The 20,458-nt window shown below is 58.6% G+C and carries 16 protein-coding genes; 4 read left to right on the top strand and 12 right to left on the bottom strand.

The annotated features are described in order from the left end of the window. Positions 1-157: 157 nt before the first annotated feature. The 10 genes from EST62_RS07600 to lpdA form a co-directional block, all read right to left on the bottom strand. Positions 158-1,366: an SUMF1/EgtB/PvdO family nonheme iron enzyme gene (locus tag EST62_RS07600; protein ID WP_129051496.1), complete on the bottom strand. Its 1,209-nt coding sequence runs from the start codon at positions 1,364-1,366 to the stop codon at positions 158-160. Between the two features lie 241 nt (positions 1,367-1,607). After that, the gene (locus EST62_RS07595) at positions 1,608-1,763 is read right to left on the bottom strand and encodes an SUMF1/EgtB/PvdO family nonheme iron enzyme (RefSeq protein ID WP_129051495.1); all 156 of its coding nucleotides are present in this window, start codon (positions 1,761-1,763) and stop codon (positions 1,608-1,610) included. Between the two features lie 24 nt (positions 1,764-1,787). Beyond that, a complete protein-coding gene (locus EST62_RS07590; protein WP_245153531.1) occupies positions 1,788-2,753 on the bottom strand; it encodes an RNA-directed DNA polymerase in 966 nt (321 codons plus the stop codon). Between the two features lie 10 nt (positions 2,754-2,763). Beyond that, the gene (locus tag EST62_RS07585; protein WP_129051493.1) at positions 2,764-3,228 is read right to left on the bottom strand and encodes an HRDC domain-containing protein; all 465 of its coding nucleotides are present in this window, start codon (positions 3,226-3,228) and stop codon (positions 2,764-2,766) included. A gap of 133 nt (positions 3,229-3,361) precedes the next feature. Then, entirely contained in the window at positions 3,362-5,194 is a 1,833-nt protein-coding gene (locus tag EST62_RS07580; protein ID WP_245153530.1) for a formylglycine-generating enzyme family protein, read from the bottom strand. A gap of 422 nt (positions 5,195-5,616) precedes the next feature. Beyond that, complete coding sequence (locus tag EST62_RS07575) at positions 5,617-6,777, bottom strand: ATP-binding protein (protein ID WP_129051492.1); 1,161 nt, start codon at positions 6,775-6,777, stop codon at positions 5,617-5,619. 465 nt (positions 6,778-7,242) lie between these two features. Further along, positions 7,243-7,446 (bottom strand): acetyl-CoA carboxylase biotin carboxyl carrier protein subunit, encoded by a 204-nt coding sequence (locus tag EST62_RS07570; RefSeq protein WP_245153522.1) that lies wholly within the window; start codon positions 7,444-7,446, stop codon positions 7,243-7,245. Positions 7,447-7,631: 185 nt separating this feature from the next. After that, positions 7,632-9,491, bottom strand: coding sequence for a magnesium chelatase ATPase subunit D (bchD, locus tag EST62_RS07565; protein ID WP_129051491.1), 1,860 nt, complete (start codon positions 9,489-9,491; stop codon positions 7,632-7,634). Next, the gene (gene bchI / locus EST62_RS07560; RefSeq protein WP_129051490.1) at positions 9,488-10,660 is read right to left on the bottom strand and encodes a magnesium chelatase ATPase subunit I; all 1,173 of its coding nucleotides are present in this window, start codon (positions 10,658-10,660) and stop codon (positions 9,488-9,490) included. Before bchI ends, bchD begins: the two co-directional genes overlap by 4 nt. A 278-nt stretch (positions 10,661-10,938) precedes the next feature. After that, complete coding sequence (gene lpdA, locus EST62_RS07555; protein WP_129051489.1) at positions 10,939-12,348, bottom strand: dihydrolipoyl dehydrogenase; 1,410 nt, start codon at positions 12,346-12,348, stop codon at positions 10,939-10,941. A gap of 352 nt (positions 12,349-12,700) precedes the next feature. Here lpdA and EST62_RS07550 point away from each other — a divergent pair, with 352 nt between their 5' ends. The 4 genes from EST62_RS07550 to EST62_RS07535 all read left to right on the top strand — a co-directional run bounded on the left by EST62_RS07550 (position 12,701) and on the right by EST62_RS07535 (position 17,535). Next, on the top strand, positions 12,701-13,756 hold the full coding sequence (locus tag EST62_RS07550) for an RluA family pseudouridine synthase (protein ID WP_167599240.1): 1,056 nt from the start codon (positions 12,701-12,703) through the stop codon (positions 13,754-13,756). Positions 13,757-13,943: 187 nt separating this feature from the next. Continuing rightward, positions 13,944-14,408, top strand: coding sequence for a hypothetical protein (locus EST62_RS07545; protein WP_129051488.1), 465 nt, complete (start codon positions 13,944-13,946; stop codon positions 14,406-14,408). An 84-nt stretch (positions 14,409-14,492) separates the two neighbouring features. After that, positions 14,493-15,071 carry a flavodoxin family protein gene (locus EST62_RS07540; protein WP_129051487.1) on the top strand — a complete coding sequence of 193 codons (579 nt, stop codon included), beginning with the start codon at positions 14,493-14,495 and terminating at the stop codon, positions 15,069-15,071. Positions 15,072-15,432: 361 nt separating this feature from the next. Further along, a complete protein-coding gene (locus tag EST62_RS07535; protein ID WP_129051515.1) occupies positions 15,433-17,535 on the top strand; it encodes a prolyl oligopeptidase family serine peptidase in 2,103 nt (700 codons plus the stop codon). A 95-nt stretch (positions 17,536-17,630) separates the two neighbouring features. Here the strand turns inward: EST62_RS07535 and EST62_RS07530 are convergent, their stop codons facing one another. Beyond that, entirely contained in the window at positions 17,631-18,329 is a 699-nt protein-coding gene (locus EST62_RS07530) for a DNA alkylation repair protein (RefSeq protein ID WP_129051486.1), read from the bottom strand. 218 nt (positions 18,330-18,547) lie between these two features. After that, positions 18,548-20,452, bottom strand: coding sequence for an ABC-F family ATP-binding cassette domain-containing protein (locus EST62_RS07525; protein ID WP_129051485.1), 1,905 nt, complete (start codon positions 20,450-20,452; stop codon positions 18,548-18,550). Positions 20,453-20,458 lie beyond the last annotated feature (6 nt).

Genomic DNA, 20,458 nt, shown 5'->3' with positions numbered 1-20,458 from the left:
GAAAGGATGGGGGAAATGAGAATGGGATAACGGTAATTTAAAAAAGCCGTTATCCCTTTTTTCTCTTACCCTGGGAGCGCTCCGCGCCGCCGTTCGATGGCGTTCCGGGGGCTTCTGGCGCTGCGTCCCTTGCGCCGCCTGCCCCCGGCTCGCCATCTCACTCCTCTTTTGCCGGATGAGCTGCGCTGAACTGCGGGACGAACACCAGGCGGAAGCCGACGTTGTAGCAGCGAAAGCCGGGATAGCCGCCGGCGCGATCAGCCGAGCGGCAGTACCCCGCATAGTTGTACCAGCTACCGCCGCGAAGAACACGGTTCGAACCCGTTTCCGGCCCCCGCGGATTCTCCACAACTCCCTGCTTCCGGCACTCCTCATAATATGCTTCATCGTACCGGTCGCTGCACCACTCCCACACATTGCCATGCATGTTGTACAACCTAAAACCGTTCGGCTGAAAACTGTCCACCGGAACTGTTTTTTCACGATACTCCCCTTTCGGGTTTTTGCCGTATGGATAGTTCCCGTCATAGTTCGCCTGATCCGTTGTGAGGTTCTCGCCGGTGTTGAACGGCGTTGTCGTGCCCGCCCGGCAGGCATACTCCCACTCCGCCTCTGTCGGCAAACGGTAATTCCCGCCACCCGTTTTTTCGTTCAGCTTTTTGATGAAAGCCTGGCAATCGTCCCAACTGACTTGCTCTACCGGAAGATTATCTCCTTTAAAAGATGAAGGATTCGAGCCGGTAACTTTCTGCCACTCCTCCTGCGTCACCGCGTACCGGCACATCGCAAAGTCGCTCAGTTTCACATTGTGCTGTGTTTCGTCATCGCTTCTGTCCTCCTCGCTCTTCGGGCTGCCCATCATAAACTGCCCCCCTTTGATCAGCACGAAATGCTCCGGCAACTGCGGTTTGGGAACTTGCGGTGCGACAGAGGTAACGGATATTTCTGGCGAGGAGGGCTTCTTTGCCAAATAGGGTTGTGGAACCAATGCGGAAATAGCCTCAATACAGGCTTTAAACTGACCGTGAGAAGCATCGTTATTCCAGCCGGTCAAATCGGCGGCTTGAATGTGCCTGAAAGCCAGGCCCAACGTTACCTCATCGAGCTTCAAAGGAACAAGAATTTGCTTTCTTCGCCCCTCTTCAGCCTCTGTCTTGACCCAATGGGAGCGAACGGAATCCTTCGACCAGACAACAACGACACACCGGGCGGCATCGAGATGCATTTCAATGTATTCGTCCCATGTCCTGCCAGGCGGAATATTCCTGTCCCAGAAAACAGTCCATCCCAAGCTCTCCAAATGCCGGACAATTGGCCGCACCCGCTCTTCATCTTTCTGGGAATAACTCAGGAAAATATCGCTCATAACTTGGGGTTATCCGTTACGCAAGCTGTTCGGTGAATATACGCAGCAGGAATGAACATGCCGAACTCCCCGCGAAACAATGATTCAGCATTCCGCGCCGCGCTTACTCCGCACCCACAAAAAAACCATGCCCGCGACCATCGTAACGGCTCTCCGGCTCGTCTGGACGATAGCGGGCATGTTCACCGCGCTTTTTGCCCTTTGCTTCAAGGGGCAGGGTCATCGGCCTGTTCAAAGGCAGTCATCCGGCTATGCTTTTGAGCTGCGGGACGAACACCAGGCGGAAGCCGACGTTGTTGTTGCGATTGCCGGGATTGTCGTTGTCGCGATAAGCCGAGCGGCAGTTCCTCGCATTGTTGTTCCAGCTTCCGCCGCGAAGAACACGGTTCGAACCCACGGCCGATGCCCTTTACCAACCTGTTCAAGATACGATTCCTGTCCTGCAATACACGCTCTTGCGCAGTTCCCGGCTGTCGGCATGGGCGGTAAATGCCTCCAGTGGCATGACGTGACTGGCATACACTTTTTGATTCCACTCCCCGCTCATCAGCTTTTCGGCATAGATTCCCGACTTTTCAATGAAACGCTTCCGGCTGCGCTGTGACAGACGAACATGCCCCGGATAGAGCAGATAACCCAGAAACGGCAAACCATTGCTGCTCATGTTCAGGCAGAACGGCTTGAGAGCAAGCCGCAAGGTTGCCTCCGCTTCATGTTGAAAACGACGTCCGGTTTCGAGCAGCCGCTCCTTGTCGTCGCTCCAGAGCACCATGTCATCCATGTACCGCGCATAGGCCGGAACATGCATCACCTCCCTGACCCGGTGATCGAGAGCAGACAGATAGTGATTGGCGAAATATTGGCTGGTCAGATTACCAATAGGCACGCCCTTGCCCTCTGCTGACCCGACATGGCTGTCGATGATAGCCTCGAAAATCCCGAGCAGATGGCTGTCGCTGAAAAGCCGGTGAAGTTGCGACTTGAGGACTTCATGATCGATGCTCTCGAAATACTTTCGGACATCGAGTTTCAGAAACCAGCGATACCGGCGATGATACCTCCGCGCGGTATCGAGCGCGGCATAGGTTCCCTTGCCCGGGCGGCTTGCGAAGCTCTGTTCAATCTGATAGCGCTCGAACGATGCATGACAAAGATTCATGAGCGCATGATGCAACACGCGCTGCGAAAAAGGAGCGGCGCAAATCACCCGCTTCTTGGGGTCGTAAATGGTAAAGGAGCGAGCATGGCCGGTTTCTATTTCGCCAGAAACGATCTGCCGTTGCAAAACAAGCAGATTGGCCTGCAACCGCCGCCGGTAGGCCAGCACCTCCGGGCGCACAGCCTTGCCCTTTTGCGCTTTGTAAAAAGCAAGGTGCAGATTGTCCATGCAGGCGATCTCATCGATCAGCCACTTCCGAGGTTTCATCTCTTTCTGTATCGGAAAGAAAAAAACGGGCAAAACGTTCGACCTTCTTTTCGCCAATTCCCCTGATGCCGAGCATGTTCGTGACCGTGATCTCCTCCAGTCTGGCAAGCGCCGCAAGCTCTTCATCGGTAAAGACGACGTAGGCTGAAACCCCTTCCTGCGCCGCAACCTGTTTGCGAATGTCGCGAAGATGAGCAAATTTTTTGAAGGTAGCCTCATCAAGCACCTGGCGGTAATCGACCTTCGTGCGCCCCTCCTGGGCTGCCGGAAACGAGTGTTCGAGGTAACGTACGCAAAAGCACCAGCAGGCCCCATGGTCGCCGTGAACAAGCTGCTGCTCGACTTCGAGTACCCTGTTCGAGCGCAGAAAAACGTTCATCTCCTGCTGGGCCGCGCCGCTATCGCCAATGGGAATGGTAAAAAGCCGAATCTGCATGACTAACCCCGGAATCGGTTGCGAAAACCGGCCGCCTCCGGCGGCGCTCTCTTTTCAACTCCCCGCCGTTCGATGGCGTTCCGGAGGCTTTCGGCGCTGCGTCCCTTGCGCCGCCTGCCCCCGGCTCGCCATCTCACTCCTCTTTTGCCGGATGAGCTGCGCTGAACTGCGGGACGAACACCAGGCGGAAGCCGACGCCGTGGTGGCGAAGGCCGGGATGGCCGTAGTCGCGATAAGCCGAGCGGCAGCGCCCCGCAAAGCTGTACCAGCCCCCGCCGCGAAGAACACGGCGCGAACCCGTTTCCGGACCCCGCGGATCCGTCACCACTCCCAGCTTCCGGCACTCCTCATAATATGCTTCATCGTACCGGTCGCTGCACCACTCCCAAACGTTGCCGTGCATGTTGTACAGGCCAAAACCGTTTGGTTTAAAATAATCCACCGGAACCGTCTTTTTACGATACTCCCCTTTCGGATTTTTACCGTATGGATAGTTCCCGTCATAGTTCGCCTGATCCGTTGTGAGGTTCTCGCCGGTGCTGAACGGCGTCGTCGTGCCTGCCCGGCAGGCATACTCCCACTCCGCCTCCGTCGGCAAGCGAAAAAAGCCGCCACCCCGTTTTTCTGTCAGCCAGTTGCAATAGGCAACCGCATCGTTCCAGCTTACATGCAGCACCGGATGGCTCCATTCGGCTTCCGGCCGCTCGTTACCCGAAGCATCGTGACGCCAGTTGACGCCCTCTTTCTGCTTCCACTTTTTTCCATCCCAAACATGGCTGAAGTTCTCTTTTTCAGCATCGGTCAGGTGGCCGCTCTCTTCGGCAAAGCGTCTGAAATCGGCAACCGGCACGGCATACCGGCACATCATGAAGTCACTCAGCTTCACCTCGTGCTGCGTTTCATTCTTTGCTCTGTCCGTCTCGCTTTCCGGGCTGCCCATCATGAATGCGCCGCCTTTGATCAATGCATAATTGATGGTCAAACTCGTCACAAACCCCTGTTCCTTGCAGAAAAGCTGGGTCATATCCATGCCGGTGAAGTCCAGCTCCCAGGCAAAAGCGAGGTTTTCAAGCGCCTCTTTGGCGATGAAATATTCGAAAATCGATTTGTGCGCGAACTTCCATTTGTGCGCCCCATCGCGGGTAAGCAGCGATTGACCGGTCATCTGGTAATCTTTCAGCCCGGTATCGACACCAACTTCGACGGCATCATCTCTGGAAAGCCAGAGAACATTGCTCTCTTTTCTTTTCTCATAAATTTTCAGCGCGACCAGACGAGAATACTTGTGCAGATTCTCTTTCAATTGCTCGCGATTGACCTTGTTATGCTCTCTTTTATTGCACTCACGCTCGATCCATGCCTCGACCAGCTCCTGATAAATTTGATACGTATTGTGAAACTGCTTGCCGCTGTCTACGAAATCGCCGATATGACTGAGCAACATCGGGCGCACCATCAGATTCTGCGAGTTATAGACAACCTGACGAGCTTTCTTTTTCTTCCCCCAGCAAAACACGCCATACTTCCGGTTCAGATAGGAGTCGATTTCGCTGTTATCGAACGGGGAAAGATAGAGTTTGGCAAGTGAATGAAATCCGGCTTTGCTGTAACGGGGGATTTTCAGCTCATAGGGATCATCTTCCTGACCGGGGAAATATTGCGTCCGGCTCGTAATCACCACGTCACGAAAATCCCTGACCACATCGAACAACTCATCAAGCACCTTGCGAAAACGCTCGTCATCGGACAAGCCGTCAGGCTCGTCGGGGGGAAGCAATCCTGCATATTCATCAAACGCATCGAGCAGGAGAATCGTATCGATTGCCTCGTCTCTCTTTATTGCCCTGATGTGCTGGAACACATCACCGGAGGCAAACGGAATATATCTGATCGTAAAGCGCCGGTTCCTGCTGAAAAACGAGTTATAGCGGACGAAAAGGTTAACAAGAAGGGTCGTTTTTCCCATGCCCGAATCTGCCAGAACGAGATAATATTTCCCATCCGTCTTTTTTTCATCAAAAGCTTTATCAAGAAAAAAAGGAATCAGTTTCTCTCTCGGAACGTAGTTATGCGTAAACCGTGGTTCATCCTGTCTTGTCGGTGAAGCGCTCTGCCCTTGCGTTTCAATGAACAACTTCCGTTTTTCTTTCACCTCCTTGTAGGTAAAGTATGGCGCAAGGTCTCTGGCAGCTTGCTGATCCTGGTGTCGCCGGTACAGCCATGCAAAGAGACCGAAGAATCCCTTGAGCAGGTCTTTTATCAAACCTTCCATAGTTCAGCTCCAAAGGTATTTTTCCCTACAGAAAATCAATTCGCTCAATATACGCAACAGAGGGCAGACACGCAGGTCTGCCCCTACGTTAATGGCTGGAGATATGAAATAATCCGTTACACCCAATCCCCAACATCGCGCCAGCCGACGACCTTTACGCCGCTACGCTCGTAGGACTCGTCGCCGCCGTAGATCAGCCAGGGAGAATCGGTTTCTTCCGTTGCAAACTTTCCTGCTCGCTGACCTGCTTTGATGTAATCGGACGTGACCGTGCTTCCTGACTTGATCTCGACCGGCTGGAGCTTTGCGCCACTTTCAAAGACCAGATCGGCCTCGACGCCGTTGTTGTCGCGCCAGAAATAGAGATCAGCAGGCAACCCTTTGTTGTACCGCGCCTTGATGAACTCACTGACGACCAGCGACTCGAACAACGCGCCACGGAACGGGTGCAGAGCAAGCGTTTCGGCGGACCGGATGCCGAGCAGCCAAGAGGCAAGGCCGACATCGAGAAAATAGAGTTTCGGAGACTTGACCAGCCGTTTGCCGAAGTTTCGATAATAGGGCGGCAAGAGATGCACCAGATAGCTCGATTCGAGCACCGACAGCCAGGCACGCGCCGTTGACTGTGAAATTCCGGCTTCTCCCGCCAGTGCGCTGAGGTTGAGCAACTGGCCATTTCTACCGGCGCACAGGCGCAGAAATCGCTGGAATGCCGACAAATCCTGAATCTTCAGCACCTGCCTGATATCACGCTCCACGTAGGTCGCCACATAGCTGGCGAACCAGTCTTCCGGTGAAAGCGGACGTGAATAGAGGGCCGGGTAGCCTCCGGTGATCATCAAAGTATCGAGAGAGAAACGTTGCTCCGTCAATCCCGGAATTTCCGACAGCGATAACGGTAAAAGGTGCGTCATCCCCGCTCTTCCGGCAAGCGACTGGCTGACGCCCGCCAACAAGCCGAATTGCTGGGAACCGGTAATGACAAACCTGCCCGGAGCAGGGTTTTCATCGACCATGCCTTGCAACCACGAAAAAAGCTCCGGCCAGCGCTGCGCTTCATCGAATACGGCTCCGTTTTCAAAACGCTTGAGAAATCCCTTCGGATCCTCGACGGCAAAAGCTCGTTCATCCGGATTTTCGAGGCTGACGTAGGGTTTATCGGCAAAGACCGCCCTCGACAGGGTAGTTTTCCCTGACTGACGCGGCCCGGTCATAACGATAACCGGAAACGCCTCGGCCAACCGTAAAAGGGTTGATGTTAAACGACGTTCGATCATAAGGCAAAATATACAATCTGAAGATCAAATCGTCAATTTGTATAAAAACAGCCCGCTCACCATGACAAGTGTCGAAAGTGAAAGCTTCCCGGTACCGTCGGTTTTCGACCACCTTCCCGCTTCGTCGTCGTTTGCATGAGTAAAACGCTCCGCTATTTCCGTACGGGCGGTTCGCAAGAGCACAAGGTCGCTTTCCCTGTCATTCTGAGTCCGTCCCGACTTGTCCGGGCGGGCAAAGAATCAAAAAAGTCACGTAGAATATTCTAAATCAAAAACTTATCAGGGTATCCGCCAAAGATAACTGGATTCTTCACTTCACGTTGCTCCGTTCAGAATGACAGAAAGAATCCAGGTTCATCCAGAAAAAAAATCCTCTATAAGAACTGCCTCCGCTCAAATAAAAAAAGGGCAGACCGATTAAGCCTGCTCGTTTGAAAAGTACTGTAACGACTTGCCCGCTTCGACTCACTCGATATACATCAGCGGCTGGTTGGCGGAGAGGGTGTCGCCCTGTTTGGCGAGGACGACGGTTACGATGCCCGATACCGGCGCTTTGACCGGTGACTCCATCTTCATCGCTTCCATCACCGCGACCTCTTGGCCCTCCTCCACCTTTTGGCCAGCTTTGACCTCCAACTTGATAACCGTGCCCGGCATCGAGGTCAACACCGGTGCGCTCCGGCGCTGCTGACTGGGGCGAACTGCATCGCAAAAAATCCGGTACCCGGTATTCCGCCGCTATTGCCAACGGACAAGTAGAACTCAGAATATGACAGGAATAAATCGGAAAAAGATCAGGTTATCATCACCCCATCCCACCTTGCAGCGAGACGGGGTGTGACAAAAGAGGCGGGTCAGCTCAACGCGGCTTCGACGATCTGTTCGGCTTTGGCGTTGGGGAGGTAGAAGTAGCGACCGCCGAGTTTCTGGGCGAGCTTGGGGGCTTCGCCTCTCGACAGGTAGTTCATCTGGGTATCGACCACGATCGAGGCGATGCCGTCGGCCTGGATGGAGAGGGCCAGTGCCTCGATCTCCTTCTCCAGCTCCTCCTTGGGCGCTTTGGTGGCGTTGGGATCGTAGGCCGCGCCCAGCGGAATATTGCCGCGACCGTCGGTAATCATGACGAACATGATCTGCGTAATGCCTTTGGTGCGCGCCTGCTTGGCGGTTTCCCAGCCGGTGAGCAGCGCCGAGGCAAGCGGAGTTCCGCCGCCGGTCGGCAGCACGTCAAGCTCGCGCTTGGCGCGATCCACGCTCTGCGACGGGGGCAGAAGCACCTGCGCATGCTTTCCACGGAACGAGATCAGGCTCACCTGGTCGCGGTGAACGTAGGCGTTCTGTAACAGACTCGCCACCGCGCCCTTGGCCTGGCGCATACGGTTCAAGGCCATCGAGCCGGAGGCATCGACCATGAAGATGAAGAGCGTGCCGGACTTGTCGCGGAAACGCTTGATCTTGACGTCGTCCGTGCTGATGACCAGTGCGCCGGTTTTGATGCCTTTCTTGGCCTTCTCGGCCTTGCGCGCTGCCTGCCACGGCGCGGCGGAAATGAGCGTCGGAATGAGCGCGACCTTGCCGCTCTTGATTTCGCCGGGCTGCGAGCGCACGAAGCGGCCTCGCTTGTTGTTCAGCGCTTCGCCACGGCTTCCGGATTTGGCCTTCTTCTTGGAGGCGAGCGAGATGTTGAGAATGTTGTCGGGAAGCTCGGTCTCGATGGCGTCCATCATCAGCTCCTCGATCATGTCGGGAGTCTCCTCCTGCTCCTCGTCGGCGTCGGAGTCGGTCTCGTCCGGTGGCGCGTTTTCGTCTTCGGTCTCGTCCTGCGGCTGCTCGTCCGGCGGTGGAGGCTCCTCCTGCGGCATCTCCTCCTGCTCCTGCTCGCGTTCGGGCATTCGGGTAGCCCTCGGCACCAGCACCAGCTTGACGGCAAGCTTCATATCTTCGTCATCGACTTCGGTACGCTGACCGAGCGCGGCATTGGCGATGGCGGCGCGAATCGCGAAGATATCGACGCGGTTGCCCTCGACGCCGAGGCTGATGGCGGTCTGGATGAGACCCTTGATCTGCTCGTTGGTGATCGAGACGTGGGGCAACTGCTCCCTGGCCGCGCCGATGATGCCGCGAAGCATCCGCAGTTCGTCCTGCGTATCCTCCTCGTTGCGCTTACCCATCACGAGGCTGACGATCAGCTTGCGGGCGCGGTAGTCGTTGACCGGCGTGAACGGCACGATGATGCCGATGCGGTCGAGCAGGCCCATGCGCACCTCGCCGTCACTCGGATCGTAGGTGCCAACCAGCATGAAGTCCGCCGGGTGCACCTCGCTGAGACCCTCGCGTTCGACAAGCACCACGCCACGGCTCATGGCGTCCATGATGTGCGACACGGCGGAGCTGTCGAGCAGGCTGAGCGAATCGACGTAAAGCACGCCCTTGTGCGCCTTTGAGAGCACGCCGTGCTGCACGATGCGCTGGCCGGAGGCGAGGGTCGCTTCGAGATCGACGCCGCCGATGAGGCGGTCTTCGGTCACGTTCAGCGGCAGCTCCACGAAGGGCGTACCTTCAGGCAGAATATCGGAGAATGCCCTTGCGAGCGTCGATTTTCCCGAACCTACGGTCGAAGGAATCACGACACCGCCAAGGGAGGGATCGACGGCCAAGAGCATCAGCGCCTGCTTGGCCAGATCCATTCCTACAATGTCGGTAAATGCTATCATGCTGCTGCTTCGGCCTCTCCCAGTACTTTTGCGAGTTCGCGATCGATCTTTTCACCCGCATCGACGGTTTCGAGCGGATCCTTGCGCAGGCGGTGGCGAAGGCACAAGCCGGCGATCTTGCGGACGTGCTCCATCGTGACCTCCTTGTCGCCCTGCAGCGCGGCGTAGGCGTGGGCGGTGCGGGTGATGGTCAGCTCGCCGCGGTGGCCGTCGATACCGAGGTTCATGCAGAGGCGGGCGATGTCAGTCAGCACCGCGTCGTCCATCGCAACCTGCGGGAGAAGTTTCTGAGCGGTGACGATCTCCTTCTGGAGCTTCTGCTGCTGGCGGGTGACCTTCTTGAGGAACGCTTCCGGGTCCTCGTCGTACTCGCGGCGGAGTTTGACGATCTGCACCCTTTTTTCGACATCGTTAATGGTGATGATGCGGGCGTGCAAGCCGAAACGGTCGAGAAGCTGCGGACGAAGCTCGCCCTCTTCCGGGTTACCGGAACCGACCAGCACGAAGCGGGCGGGGTGGCGGATGCTGATACCTTCGCGTTCGACCACGTTTTTGCCGCTGGCGGCCACGTCGAGCAGCACGTCAACCAGGTGGTCATCGAGCAGGTTGACCTCGTCGATGTAGAGGAAGCCGCGGTTGGCCTGTGCGAGCAAGCCCGGCTCGAAAGCCTTGACGCCGCTGGTGAGCGCCTTTTCGATGTCGATGGTTCCGCAAACGCGGTCTTCGGTAGCGCCGAGCGGAAGGTCGATGACCGGTACGGGAATCTTCTCGGTCTTGACCTCGGAGGTCTTGAGCACCGGAGCGCCCTTGACGCCCGACTCCATTTCGATGTACTGCTCGACGGTGCGGTTGTAGATGTCACCCTTGACGCGGTCGATGAACGGAAGCACCTCGGCCAGCGCACGAACGGTCGTGCTCTTGCCGGTACCGCGATGACCCATGACCAGAACGCCGCCGATCCTCGGATCGATGATATTGAGAATCAGACTGAGCTTCATCTCTTCCTGGCCGACAATGGAGGTGAACGGGAAAGCCAGGGCGGACTTCTGCTTGGGAGCGGGCTTTCTGGCGGAAGTCACCGCCTGTTCTTCTGCGGTGGCCTTGGCTTCCGTGGTGGCCTTTGCCTTGGCTGAAGTGGTCTTTTTTGCGGCTTTGGCAGTCTGGGTCATAGTCAATTGGTTGGTTAATACCCGACCCGGGCCGCCGATCACGGTTTCCCGGCAGGGGCTTGCTTGGTTAAGACGAAAAGACAATAATCAATAATGAATTCTGAATTTATGCTTTTACCATAGACATAACAAACCCTTTTCACGAATGTGACAGGTAAAAGCACTATGCCGGAAATCGCCGCGATTGTTGGTTTTTCGGAGATACAAGATCGGTCGGATCAGTCCGATCCGACCGATCGAATGCAGGGGCAGTCCCTTGCGGCTGCCCTCGCATGACTTCACCCCATGCCTTGCAACGCCGCGAACGCCGCCTCTTTGACGGTTTCCGACAGCGTCGGGTGGGCGTGCACCGTGCCCGCCAGCCCTTCGGCAGTCACGCCATAGCGGCAGGCCAGGCCGAGTTCGCCGATCAGCTCGACCGCATCGTGGCCGATGAGGTGGCCACCGAGCATCTTGCCGGTCGCGGCCTCGAAGATGAGCTTGACGAATCCTTCGAGCTGGCCGAAGGCGTTGGCCTTGCCCGATGCGGCGAACTGCGAGCGCCCGACAACCACCGTGTGCCCGGCTTTGATCGCCGACTCTTCGGTGAGGCCGACCGACGCCACCGACGGCTGCGCATAGACGCAGCGCGGAATGAGCGGCTCGGACAGCGGCTCTGGCGACCTTCCGGCGATGGCTTCGACCGCAATCGCCGCCTCCGCCGAGGCCTTGTGCGCCAGCAGCATCCCGCCGCGCACGTCGCCGATGGCCCAGACTCCCGGCGTGGAGGTTCGGCACCATTCGTCGGTGCGGATGAATCCGCGCTCCGTCTCGACGCCCGCCGCGTCGAGGCCAAGTCCGTCAATCGCGCCGCTCACGCCGACCGCCACGAGCAGGCACGACGCTTCGAGCTGCTGCGGCTCCGCGCCTTCGACGAGCAAGTCGGCACAGACGCCCGCATCGCTGATGGCGACATTTTCGAGCTTCGCGCCGCAGTGCACGGCGATGCCCGCCTTGTCGAAAGAGCGCTTCAGCGCCTCGGAAACCTCCGCTTCCTCGGCGGGCAGGATGCGCGGCATCAGCTCGACGATGGTCACCTGCGCGCCCGCCTTGGCGTAGAACCACGCCATCTCGACGCCAATCGCCCCGCCGCCGACCACGATCATCGACGCCGGAACCTCCTTGAGAATCAGCGCCGCGCGGCTGGTGATAATCGTCTTGCCGTCCGGCTCCAGCCCCGGAATCACGCGCGGTTTCGAGCCCGTCGCCACAATGATGTTCCGAGCTTCGAGCGTACACATGGAACCGTCCTGCGCCGTCACCGTCACGCCCGCGCCGCCGGTCAGCACCGCCTCGCCCGCCCACACCTCGACTTTGGCCCGCTTCAGCATGAACTCGACGCCTTTCGAGCTTTTCAAGGCCACGTTCCGGCTGCGCTTGACCGCCTGGGCGAGATCGAACGACACCTCGCCGACGCTGACGCCGAAGGTCGCCGGATTCTTCGCCAGATCGTACACCTCGGCGCTCCGGAGCAGCGCCTTGGTCGGAATGCAACCCCAGTTGACGCACACCCCGCCGAGCGCCCCCTTTTCGACAAGACAGGTTTTCATGCCGTGCCGCGCCGCATGAATCGCCGCCTCGTACCCACCGGGACCGGAACCGATGACGACCACATCGAACTGCGCTGACGAACGCTCTGACTGCTGCATAATGTAAAGGATTGCGTGACGATCATCCCGACCCGAACAGGCGGCGATGGACAATCACGGTTGCACGAAACGATTCTTTGACTATAATAACATTCACGAATCTATAATAACATTCACGAATCATGACACGCCGTTGAAAAAATGTCATGATCCCGACTCGTCGGGGAGGACGGCTGAAGCACAGAAACCGGAGCTCTTCAGCGGGGTTTCAACCCTGCGGACATTCAAAACTCTTACATTCACCTTGCCACGGCTTTCAAGCCGGGGTCGCGTGAGGATTTCGAGCACCACCCAACGCAGCAATCGGCTTGCGTAATAATTTTTTCATGATGCGGCTTCAAGCCGTCACAAAATGCAAAAAGAGCCGCTAAAAACCGAATCGCCAGCCGAACCGCAACCGGAAGAAGCCGCGCCGAAGCAGATGACCATTCAGGTCAGCAAGGTGCAGACGCCGATGCGCATTGACCGCTACCTCGCGCAGCAGGTGGAGAACGCCACGCGCAACAAGGTGCAGGAGGCCATCGAGGAACAGCGTGTGCTGGTCAACGGCAAGCCCGTCAAGTCGAACTACCGCATCAAGTCGTGCGACCAGATCCACATCACCTTCCTGCGCCCGCCCGCCCCGGAGCTTGCGCCAGAAGACATTCCGGTCAGCATCCTCTACGAGGACGACGACCTGATGGTGATAAACAAGGAGGCGGGCATGGTGGTGCATCCGGCCTTCGGCAACTGGACGGGCACACTCGCCAACGCCATTCTGCACCACCTCGGCAAGGAGGCCGACGAGCTCGACAAAACCGACCTGCGCCCCGGCATCGTGCACCGGCTCGATAAAGACACCTCGGGCCTCATCATCATCGCCAAAAACCCGACCGCGCTGCACCGGCTCGCCTCGCAGTTCGCCCGGCGGCAGGTCGAAAAGGTCTATAAAGCCATTGTCTGGGGCGTGCCGGATCCGCCGTCGGGGACAATAAAGACGAATATCGCCCGATCGCACAAAAACCGCAAGGTGATGGCAAACTTCCCGTTCGAGGGCGGCGAAGGCAAGCACGCCATCACCGACTACCGGGTTATCGAAGACCTCGCGTACTTCGCGCTGATGGACATGACGCTGCACACGGGGCGCACGCACCAGATCCGCGTGCACCTTCAGAACCTCGGCCACCCCATCCTCGGCGACGAAACCTACGGCGGCGCAACCCCGCGCACGCTGCCCTTCAGCAAGAGCGAGCCGTTCACCCGCAACCTGCTGGAGCTGATGGGCCGCCAGGCGCTCCACGCCGAGACGCTGCGCTTCCGCCAGCCCACCACCGGCGAACCCTTCGCCTTCACCGCCCCGCTGCCGGAGGATATGGAGACGGTGCTCGAAAAAATCAGAGCCGTCACAAAACCGGCAACGCTCCGATAAACGCCCCCCCTCCTGACCGGCGAACCAAGAGCGGGCCAGCCTTGTTCTCAAGGCAATTCTTGTATATTGTATTCATGTATCAAGCGATATGGACAGAACGCGGCACCCCGTCCGCAGGATCAGATCGAGGCATGTTGTCTCTTGGGAAAAGCACTACCATCTCATCACCTGTAACCATTTGCACGTCATGAAAAAAGCACTTACGATTGCGGTTCTGACCGCCACGACTCTCGGTCTGGGCGTTCCCGCGGCTCACGCGAAAGTCAATGTCGATCTCAATCTCAATATCTTCTCACCTGCCGCGGCCTATGCCGCACCGCCACCGCACCGGCATCACAGACGCTATTTTCACCGAAGACCCGATTTTCTCTATACCCCGCGACTCGGCTTCTCCGTTTCGCTCGGAGGCCCGCATGACATGCTCCTGTATGGCGGACGCTACTATATTTATGACAACGGCGCATGGTACTGGTCGTCAAGGTATGACGGGCCGTGGAGATACATCGAACATCGCCGCCTTCCGCGCAATATTCGCCAGTACCGCCGCAGCGAAATCCGGCGTTACCGCGACGCCGAGTACCGCAGGCGCTACCGCCGCGACTGGCGAGACCGGGATGAGCGCAGAGGCCCGGATCGCGACCACTGGCGCTGAAAAGCTCTATCGTCGCACTCTCTGAAATCATCTGAATTCTTCAAGACACCGGAGGGCACCAGTCCTCCGGTACACTTTTAACCCATGAAAGTCATCGGCATCAACGGCAGCCCTCGCCCTGCGGGCAACACCTCGATCATGCTCAAAACGGTCTTCGAGGCGCTCGAAGAGGAGGGCATCGAAACGGAACTGATCCAGGTCGGCGGCACCGACATCAAGGGGTGTCGCTCCTGTTACGCCTGCGTAAAAAGCAAGAACCGTCAGTGCTCGACCAAAGATGGCTTCAACGAGATTTTCGGGAAAATGGCGGAAGCCGACGGCATGATCCTCGGCTCGCCGGTCTATTTCGCCGACATCACCCCGGAGCTGAAGGCGCTCATCGACCGATCGGGCTTCGTGTCGCGAACCAACGACCAGCTCTTCCGCCACAAGGTTGGCGCGGCGGTGGTCTCGCTCCGGCGCGGCGGCGGCGTGCACGCCTACGACAGCATCAACCACCTCTTCCAGATTTGCCAGATGTTCATGGTCGGCTCGACCTACTGGAACCTCGGCTTCGGCGGACGCGATGGCGGCGAGGTTGTCAATGATACCGAAGGCATGGAGAACATGCGCGACCTCGGCCAGTCGATGGCGTTTCTTCTGAAGAAACTGAATGCGGGGTAAAAACAAAACCATGCGTCGCCGGGAGAGATTGGGCTAAAGCCCTGAAATATTTTAGTTTATCCATATACCCCGGACTGAAGTCCGGGGCAATTATCAAGAGTTTCAGTAGCATCCATTCATTACAGACTCGTGCATTCATGTTGCCCCGGCTTTCAAGCCGGGGGGCACGGATAAAACAAAAAATACCGGGCTTCAGCCCAATTTCTTCAGCCATATATTAGTTTGCGCACTCAACACTTTCTTCTCATCTACTTACTTCCCTGAATCCTGTATGCGAACTATCCGTTTTTCTGCCACCATCTGCCTCTTGGCTCTCCTGTTTTCCGCGCCGAATCTCGCCCTCGCAGCAAGCCCGGCGAACATGGATGCGCCATCGGCCAGCGTGGTCGAAACGGTGTGCGGTGAGCGCATCGCCGATCCGTACCGACCGCTTGAAAATCTCAAAGACCCGGCAGTTCAGGCGTGGTACAGGCGCCAGGCCGATCACGCGCGCGCGGTGCTCGACAAGATTCCGGGGCGCAACGAGCTGATCGCCAAAATGGTGGAGTTCGACAAGCGCCGCCCGGAGAAGATTTACAACCTCTCGATCACCGACAACGACCGCTACTTCTACCTCAAGCAAACGCCCGCGGACGAGACCGGCAAGCTCTTTTTCCGCAAGGGCTACAACGGCAAGGAGCGGCTGCTCTTCGACCCGACAACGTACAAGGACGGCAGCGGCGGCGCGTTCGTCATCAGCCGGGTCTCACCGAACATCGACGGCTCGAAGGTGGTGATCGGCGTCTCGCCGAACGGCTCGGAGGACGCGATGCTGTTCGTGATGGAGGTCAAAAACGGCCACATCTTTTCGGAGCGGATCGACCGGGGCCGCTTCGCCTCCCCGTCGTGGCTGCCGGATGGCGAGGCGTTTTACTACACCCGCACGAACAGCAACGACCTGCTCGACAAGGATCGCCAGAAAGACAGCCGCGTCTGGCTGCACCGGGTCGGCGCCGACCCCTCGACCGACCGCGAAATCTTTTCGCGCACGCACGATCCCGAACTGAAGATCAGGTCGGAGGACATCCCCTACGTTTCGTACGACCGCAAGAGCCGCAAGCTCTACGCCTTCGTGAGCAGCGTCGATCCGCGCATCACCGCCTGGTACGCCGATGAGGATGCCATCGGCGACTCCTCGATTCCGTGGAAGCCGCTCTTCCGCCCGGAGGACGAGGTGTATGATTTCGCCGCGACGAAGCACGATCTCTACCTCTTTACGCCAAAGAACGCCCCACGCTTCAAGGTGCTGAAAACTTCGCTCGACCAGCCCGATCTGGCGACCGCCGAAACGGTCATTGGCGAACCGGCGGAAGGCACCCTCACCGCCCTCGCGCTGACCGACGGCGGGCTGTTCTACACCATCTCCACCAACGGCGTCCGGGAGGATTTATACCGTCTGGATTACGACGGCAAAGAGGCAAAAAAGATCGAAACCCCGTTCGAGGCGGGCACGATGTCGATCAGCTCGAAAGGGTTCGACAAGCCGGAACTGTGGACGATCATGGGCGGCTGGAACCACGACTACCGCCGCTACCGCTACGATGCCAGGCGCGAGCGCTTCATCGACGAAACGCTTTCGTCGAAGGCGAGCTACCCCGAATACGACAACCTCGAAGTGCGCGAAGTGATGGTTCCGTCGCACGACGGCGTCAGGGTGCCGCTGTCGCTGATCTTCAATCGCGGCATGAAAAAGGAGGGCAAAACACAAGTGCTGATCTACGGCTACGGCGCGTACGGCAACTCGATGACTCCGTTCTTCAGCCCCTCGTTCCTGCTCTGGACGCACCGGGGCGGCATGATCGCCGTGGCCCACGTGCGCGGCGGCGGCGAGCTGGGCGACGACTGGCACAAGGCGGGCATGAAATCGAACAAGCCCAACACCTGGAAAGACCTCATCGCCTGCGCCGAATACCTGGTTCGTGAGAGCTACACCTCGCCAGAGCACATCGCCATCAACGCAGGGAGCGCGGGCGGCATCCTCGTGGGACGGGCGATGACCGAGCGCCCCGACCTCTTCGCCGCCGCCATGCCGCAGGTCGGCGTGCTCAACGCGCTGAGAAGCGAATTCAGCCCCAACGGCCCGGTCAACGTTCCCGAATTCGGCACGGTCAACGACCCGGTCGAGTGCAAAGCGCTCCTCGAAATGGACGCCTACCTGCACCTCCGCGACGGCGTCAGCTACCCGGCAGCGCTCATCACCGCAGGCATGAACGACCCCAGAGTCCCCGCCTGGCAACCCGCCAAATTCGCCGCGAGACTTCAGGAAGCCTCCGCCTCCGGCAAACCGGTGCTCTTCTTTACCGACTACAAAGCCGGCCACGGCATCGGCGACATGAAAACAAAACAGTTCGAATCGCTGGCCGATATGCTGAGCTTCGGGCTGTGGCAAACAGGCGGCGGCGACGGCGGCAAAGCCGCCGAATGATGAATTATGAATTTTGAATGATGAATTGTAGAGGGGATTCACTCCCCGCCAATCTCATCCACTTCGTCCACCAAGTCCACAACGTCCACGCCCACTCACCGCCTCTTCAACCACCCCAGCCGCTCTTCCTCCGGCAAGCGCTCGATGGCGTAGCGCAGCATCGTGCGCGGCATGGCGGCGACGTGGAGGTCGAGGAAGGCCTCGAGCGCTGGCTGGTCGCGTTTGCCGACTTCTCGGAGCATCCAGCCGGTGGCCTTGTGGAGCAGCGCTTCGGGGTCGGCGAGCAGACGTTCGGCGAGAGCGATGGTGTCGCGGAAGTCGTTCTTGCGGATGAAGTGGAAGGTCGAGACGATGGCGATGCGCCGCTCCCAGAGGTTCGGCGATTCAGCGAAGCGGTAAATAAGCGAGCGGTCGCGGGCGTGGAGGTGGCGACCCACGATGTGCGGGCAGGTGACATCGACCAGGTCCCAGTTATTGATGCGGTCGGTTCGCAAGCAGTAGAAATTGTACAGCACTTCCCTGCCCGCTTCGTCCGACGCGCGGTAGCGCTCGATGAGCAGCAGCAGCGCAAGCATCCGGTCTTCGTGCCACGGCGAGTCGAGCAGCTCCGAAATCACCTCGATGCCCGTGTGCCGGAACTCGCGGCACAACTTTCGCAGCACCGGCACGCGGATGCCGCGAAACCGGTCGCCCTCGCCGTACTCGCCCGGGCCGGTCTTGAAAAAGCCCCGGAGAATCTCCGCCGTCGGCTCATCGGCGAGGGATTCGAGGCGGGTGCGGATGGTGGCGATCATGGGGAGTGCTGTATTATTTGCAAAGAATAGGTCGCATGGGACGGATGGGTCTTATAGGACGAATAGGACTTATGGGACTTATGGGACTTATGGGACTTATGGGACTTATGGGACTTATGGGAGGAAGAAATTCCCGGCGATGTTCCGCAAGGGCCACCCCCTACAAATCCCCCCGGCGGGTTCTTTAATTATCAACTATCCATTATCAATTGTTCCCCTCACGCCAGCTCGGCAAGCTTCGACCAGCGTTCCATGTTGCTTTCGAGCTTTTCCTGAATTTTGTGCAGTTCGTCGCCCAACTTTTGCACGGCCTCGAAGTCGGAACCGGCGGCGGCGAGTTCGGCGTTGATCGCTTCCTGACGCTCTTCGGCTTCGGCGATGGCTGCTTCGAGCTGCTCCAGTTCGCGCTTCTCGTTGCTGTTGAGCTTGCGCTGTTTCGGCGATGATGTCGGCTTTGATGCCGTTGGCGCAGGTTTTGCGGCGGCTGGTGCTGGCTTTTTCTTCGCGGCTTGCTCTTCGGCGGCGGTTGCGGCCTTGATGTCGAGATAGACGCTGTAGTTGCCGGGGTAGCGCCGCACGATGCCGTCGCCTTCAAACGCGAAGATGTGCTCGACGGTGCGGTCGAGGAAGTAGCGGTCGTGGCTCACGACGACGAGGCACCCCGGAAAGGTGTCGAGGTAGTCTTCGAGCACGCGCAGGGTGGGGATGTCGAGGTCGTTGGTCGGCTCGTCGAGCAAGAGCACGTTCGGCGCTCCGATGAGCTGGCGCAACAGATAGAGCCGCCGCCGCTCGCCGCCGGAGAGGTTGCCGATGGGGTTGTACTGCGCCGACGGGGCAAAGAGGAACCGTTCGAGCATTTTGGCCGCCGAAACCAGCGTGCCGTCCTTCGTCTTGATCTGCTCGGCCTCCTCCTTGATGTACTCGATGACGCGCTTTTGGTCTTCAAGGTGGCGGCTCTCCTGGTCGTAGTAGCCGATTTTCACCGTCGGGCCAATCTCGATGCGCCCGCTGTCGGGCTTGACGCGCCCGGCGATCATTTCAAGCAGCGTAGTTTTACCCGATCCGTTCGGGCCGATGATGCCGATGCGGTCGCCCTTTTCGAGCAGGTAATCGAACGAGCGGAGCAGCGTTTTGGAGTCGTAGGACTTCGAGACGTCGTGAAACTCGACGATCTTGTTGCCGAGCCGCTCCGCGCCGAAACCGATCTCCATCTCCTGCTGCTTCTCCTTCCTGGGAGCATAGACCAGCGTTTCGGCTCGCTGCAACCGCGCCTTCTGCTTGGTGGTGCGAGCCTTCGCGCCGGTGCGCATCCATTCGAGTTCCTGCTTCGCGAGGGCATTGCGCTTGCGCTCGTCGCGAATCTCCTGCGCATCCTCTTCTTCCTTCTGGACGAGATAGCTCGCGTAGCCGCCGGTGTAGGTTTTGGCCGTTTTGCCGTCGAGCTCGATCATGCGGGTGGCGACGCGGTCGAGGAAGTAGCGGTCGTGCGTGATGAGGATCACCGCCCCGGCGTAGCGGCGGATGTAGCTTTCGAGCCACTCGACGCTGTCGGCATCGAGGTGGTTGGTCGGTTCGTCGAGAATCAGCGCGTCACTGGGAATGACGAGAGCGTGGGCGAGCGCCACGCGCTTGCGCTGGCCGCCGGAGAGCGTGCCCATTTTCGCCGTCAGGTCGTTCAGGCCGAGCTTGCCGAGCACCGCCTTGGCGTTCGACTCCAGCTCCCACGCGCCGCTCACGTCGAGTTCATGCGACAGGTGCGTCACCTTCTCGATCAGCGCCGCGTCGCCGTCGGACTCCTCCAGCGCCTTGAGCGCCAGCTCGTACTCGCAGATCAGCGCCATCACCTTGTCACCCGACTTGAGCACCGCTTCGAGCACCGTGTCGTCCGGGTCGCAGGGCGACACCTGCGGCAGGTAGGCGATGCGCTTGTCGCGCGAAATCATCACGCGACCGGTATCGGACGTTTCGGAGCCGGCGAGAATTTTCATCAGCGTGCTCTTGCCGCTGCCGTTCGCGCCGATGATGCCCACCTTGTCGCGGTCATCGATGCCGAACGACACCTCCTCGAACAGCGTTTTCAAACCATATGTCTTGCCAATCCCCTCAACCGTCAGAAGCACCATGCCCAA

This window comes from Chlorobaculum sp. 24CR, from assembly GCF_004118635.1.
Lineage (GTDB): Bacteria > Bacteroidota > Chlorobiia > Chlorobiales > Chlorobiaceae > Chlorobaculum.
The sequence above is the reverse complement of the archived record's forward strand: the minus strand, read 5'-3'. Positions and strand labels throughout refer to the sequence as shown.

Bases quoted from the DNA above. Each gene is read 5' to 3' on its own strand.
- EST62_RS07600 (WP_129051496.1), bottom strand. From the start codon at position 1,366: ATGAGCGATATTTTCCTGAGTTATTCCCAGAAAGATGAAGAGCGGGTG.
- EST62_RS07590 (WP_245153531.1), bottom strand. From the start codon at position 2,753: ATGGACAATCTGCACCTTGCTTTTTACAAAGCGCAAAAGGGCAAGGCT.
- EST62_RS07585 (WP_129051493.1), bottom strand. From the start codon at position 3,228: ATGCAGATTCGGCTTTTTACCATTCCCATTGGCGATAGCGGCGCGGCC.
- EST62_RS07580 (WP_245153530.1), bottom strand. From the start codon at position 5,194: ATGGGAAAAACGACCCTTCTTGTTAACCTTTTCGTCCGCTATAACTCG.
- EST62_RS07575 (WP_129051492.1), bottom strand. From the start codon at position 6,777: ATGATCGAACGTCGTTTAACATCAACCCTTTTACGGTTGGCCGAGGCG.
- bchD (WP_129051491.1), bottom strand. From the start codon at position 9,491: ATGATAGCATTTACCGACATTGTAGGAATGGATCTGGCCAAGCAGGCG.
- bchI (WP_129051490.1), bottom strand. From the start codon at position 10,660: ATGACCCAGACTGCCAAAGCCGCAAAAAAGACCACTTCAGCCAAGGCA.
- lpdA (WP_129051489.1), bottom strand. From the start codon at position 12,348: ATGCAGCAGTCAGAGCGTTCGTCAGCGCAGTTCGATGTGGTCGTCATC.
- EST62_RS07550 (WP_167599240.1), top strand. From the start codon at position 12,701: ATGCAAAAAGAGCCGCTAAAAACCGAATCGCCAGCCGAACCGCAACCG.
- EST62_RS07545 (WP_129051488.1), top strand. From the start codon at position 13,944: ATGAAAAAAGCACTTACGATTGCGGTTCTGACCGCCACGACTCTCGGT.
- EST62_RS07540 (WP_129051487.1), top strand. From the start codon at position 14,493: ATGAAAGTCATCGGCATCAACGGCAGCCCTCGCCCTGCGGGCAACACC.
- EST62_RS07535 (WP_129051515.1), top strand. From the start codon at position 15,433: ATGGATGCGCCATCGGCCAGCGTGGTCGAAACGGTGTGCGGTGAGCGC.
- EST62_RS07530 (WP_129051486.1), bottom strand. From the start codon at position 18,329: ATGATCGCCACCATCCGCACCCGCCTCGAATCCCTCGCCGATGAGCCG.
- EST62_RS07525 (WP_129051485.1), bottom strand. From the start codon at position 20,452: ATGGTGCTTCTGACGGTTGAGGGGATTGGCAAGACATATGGTTTGAAA.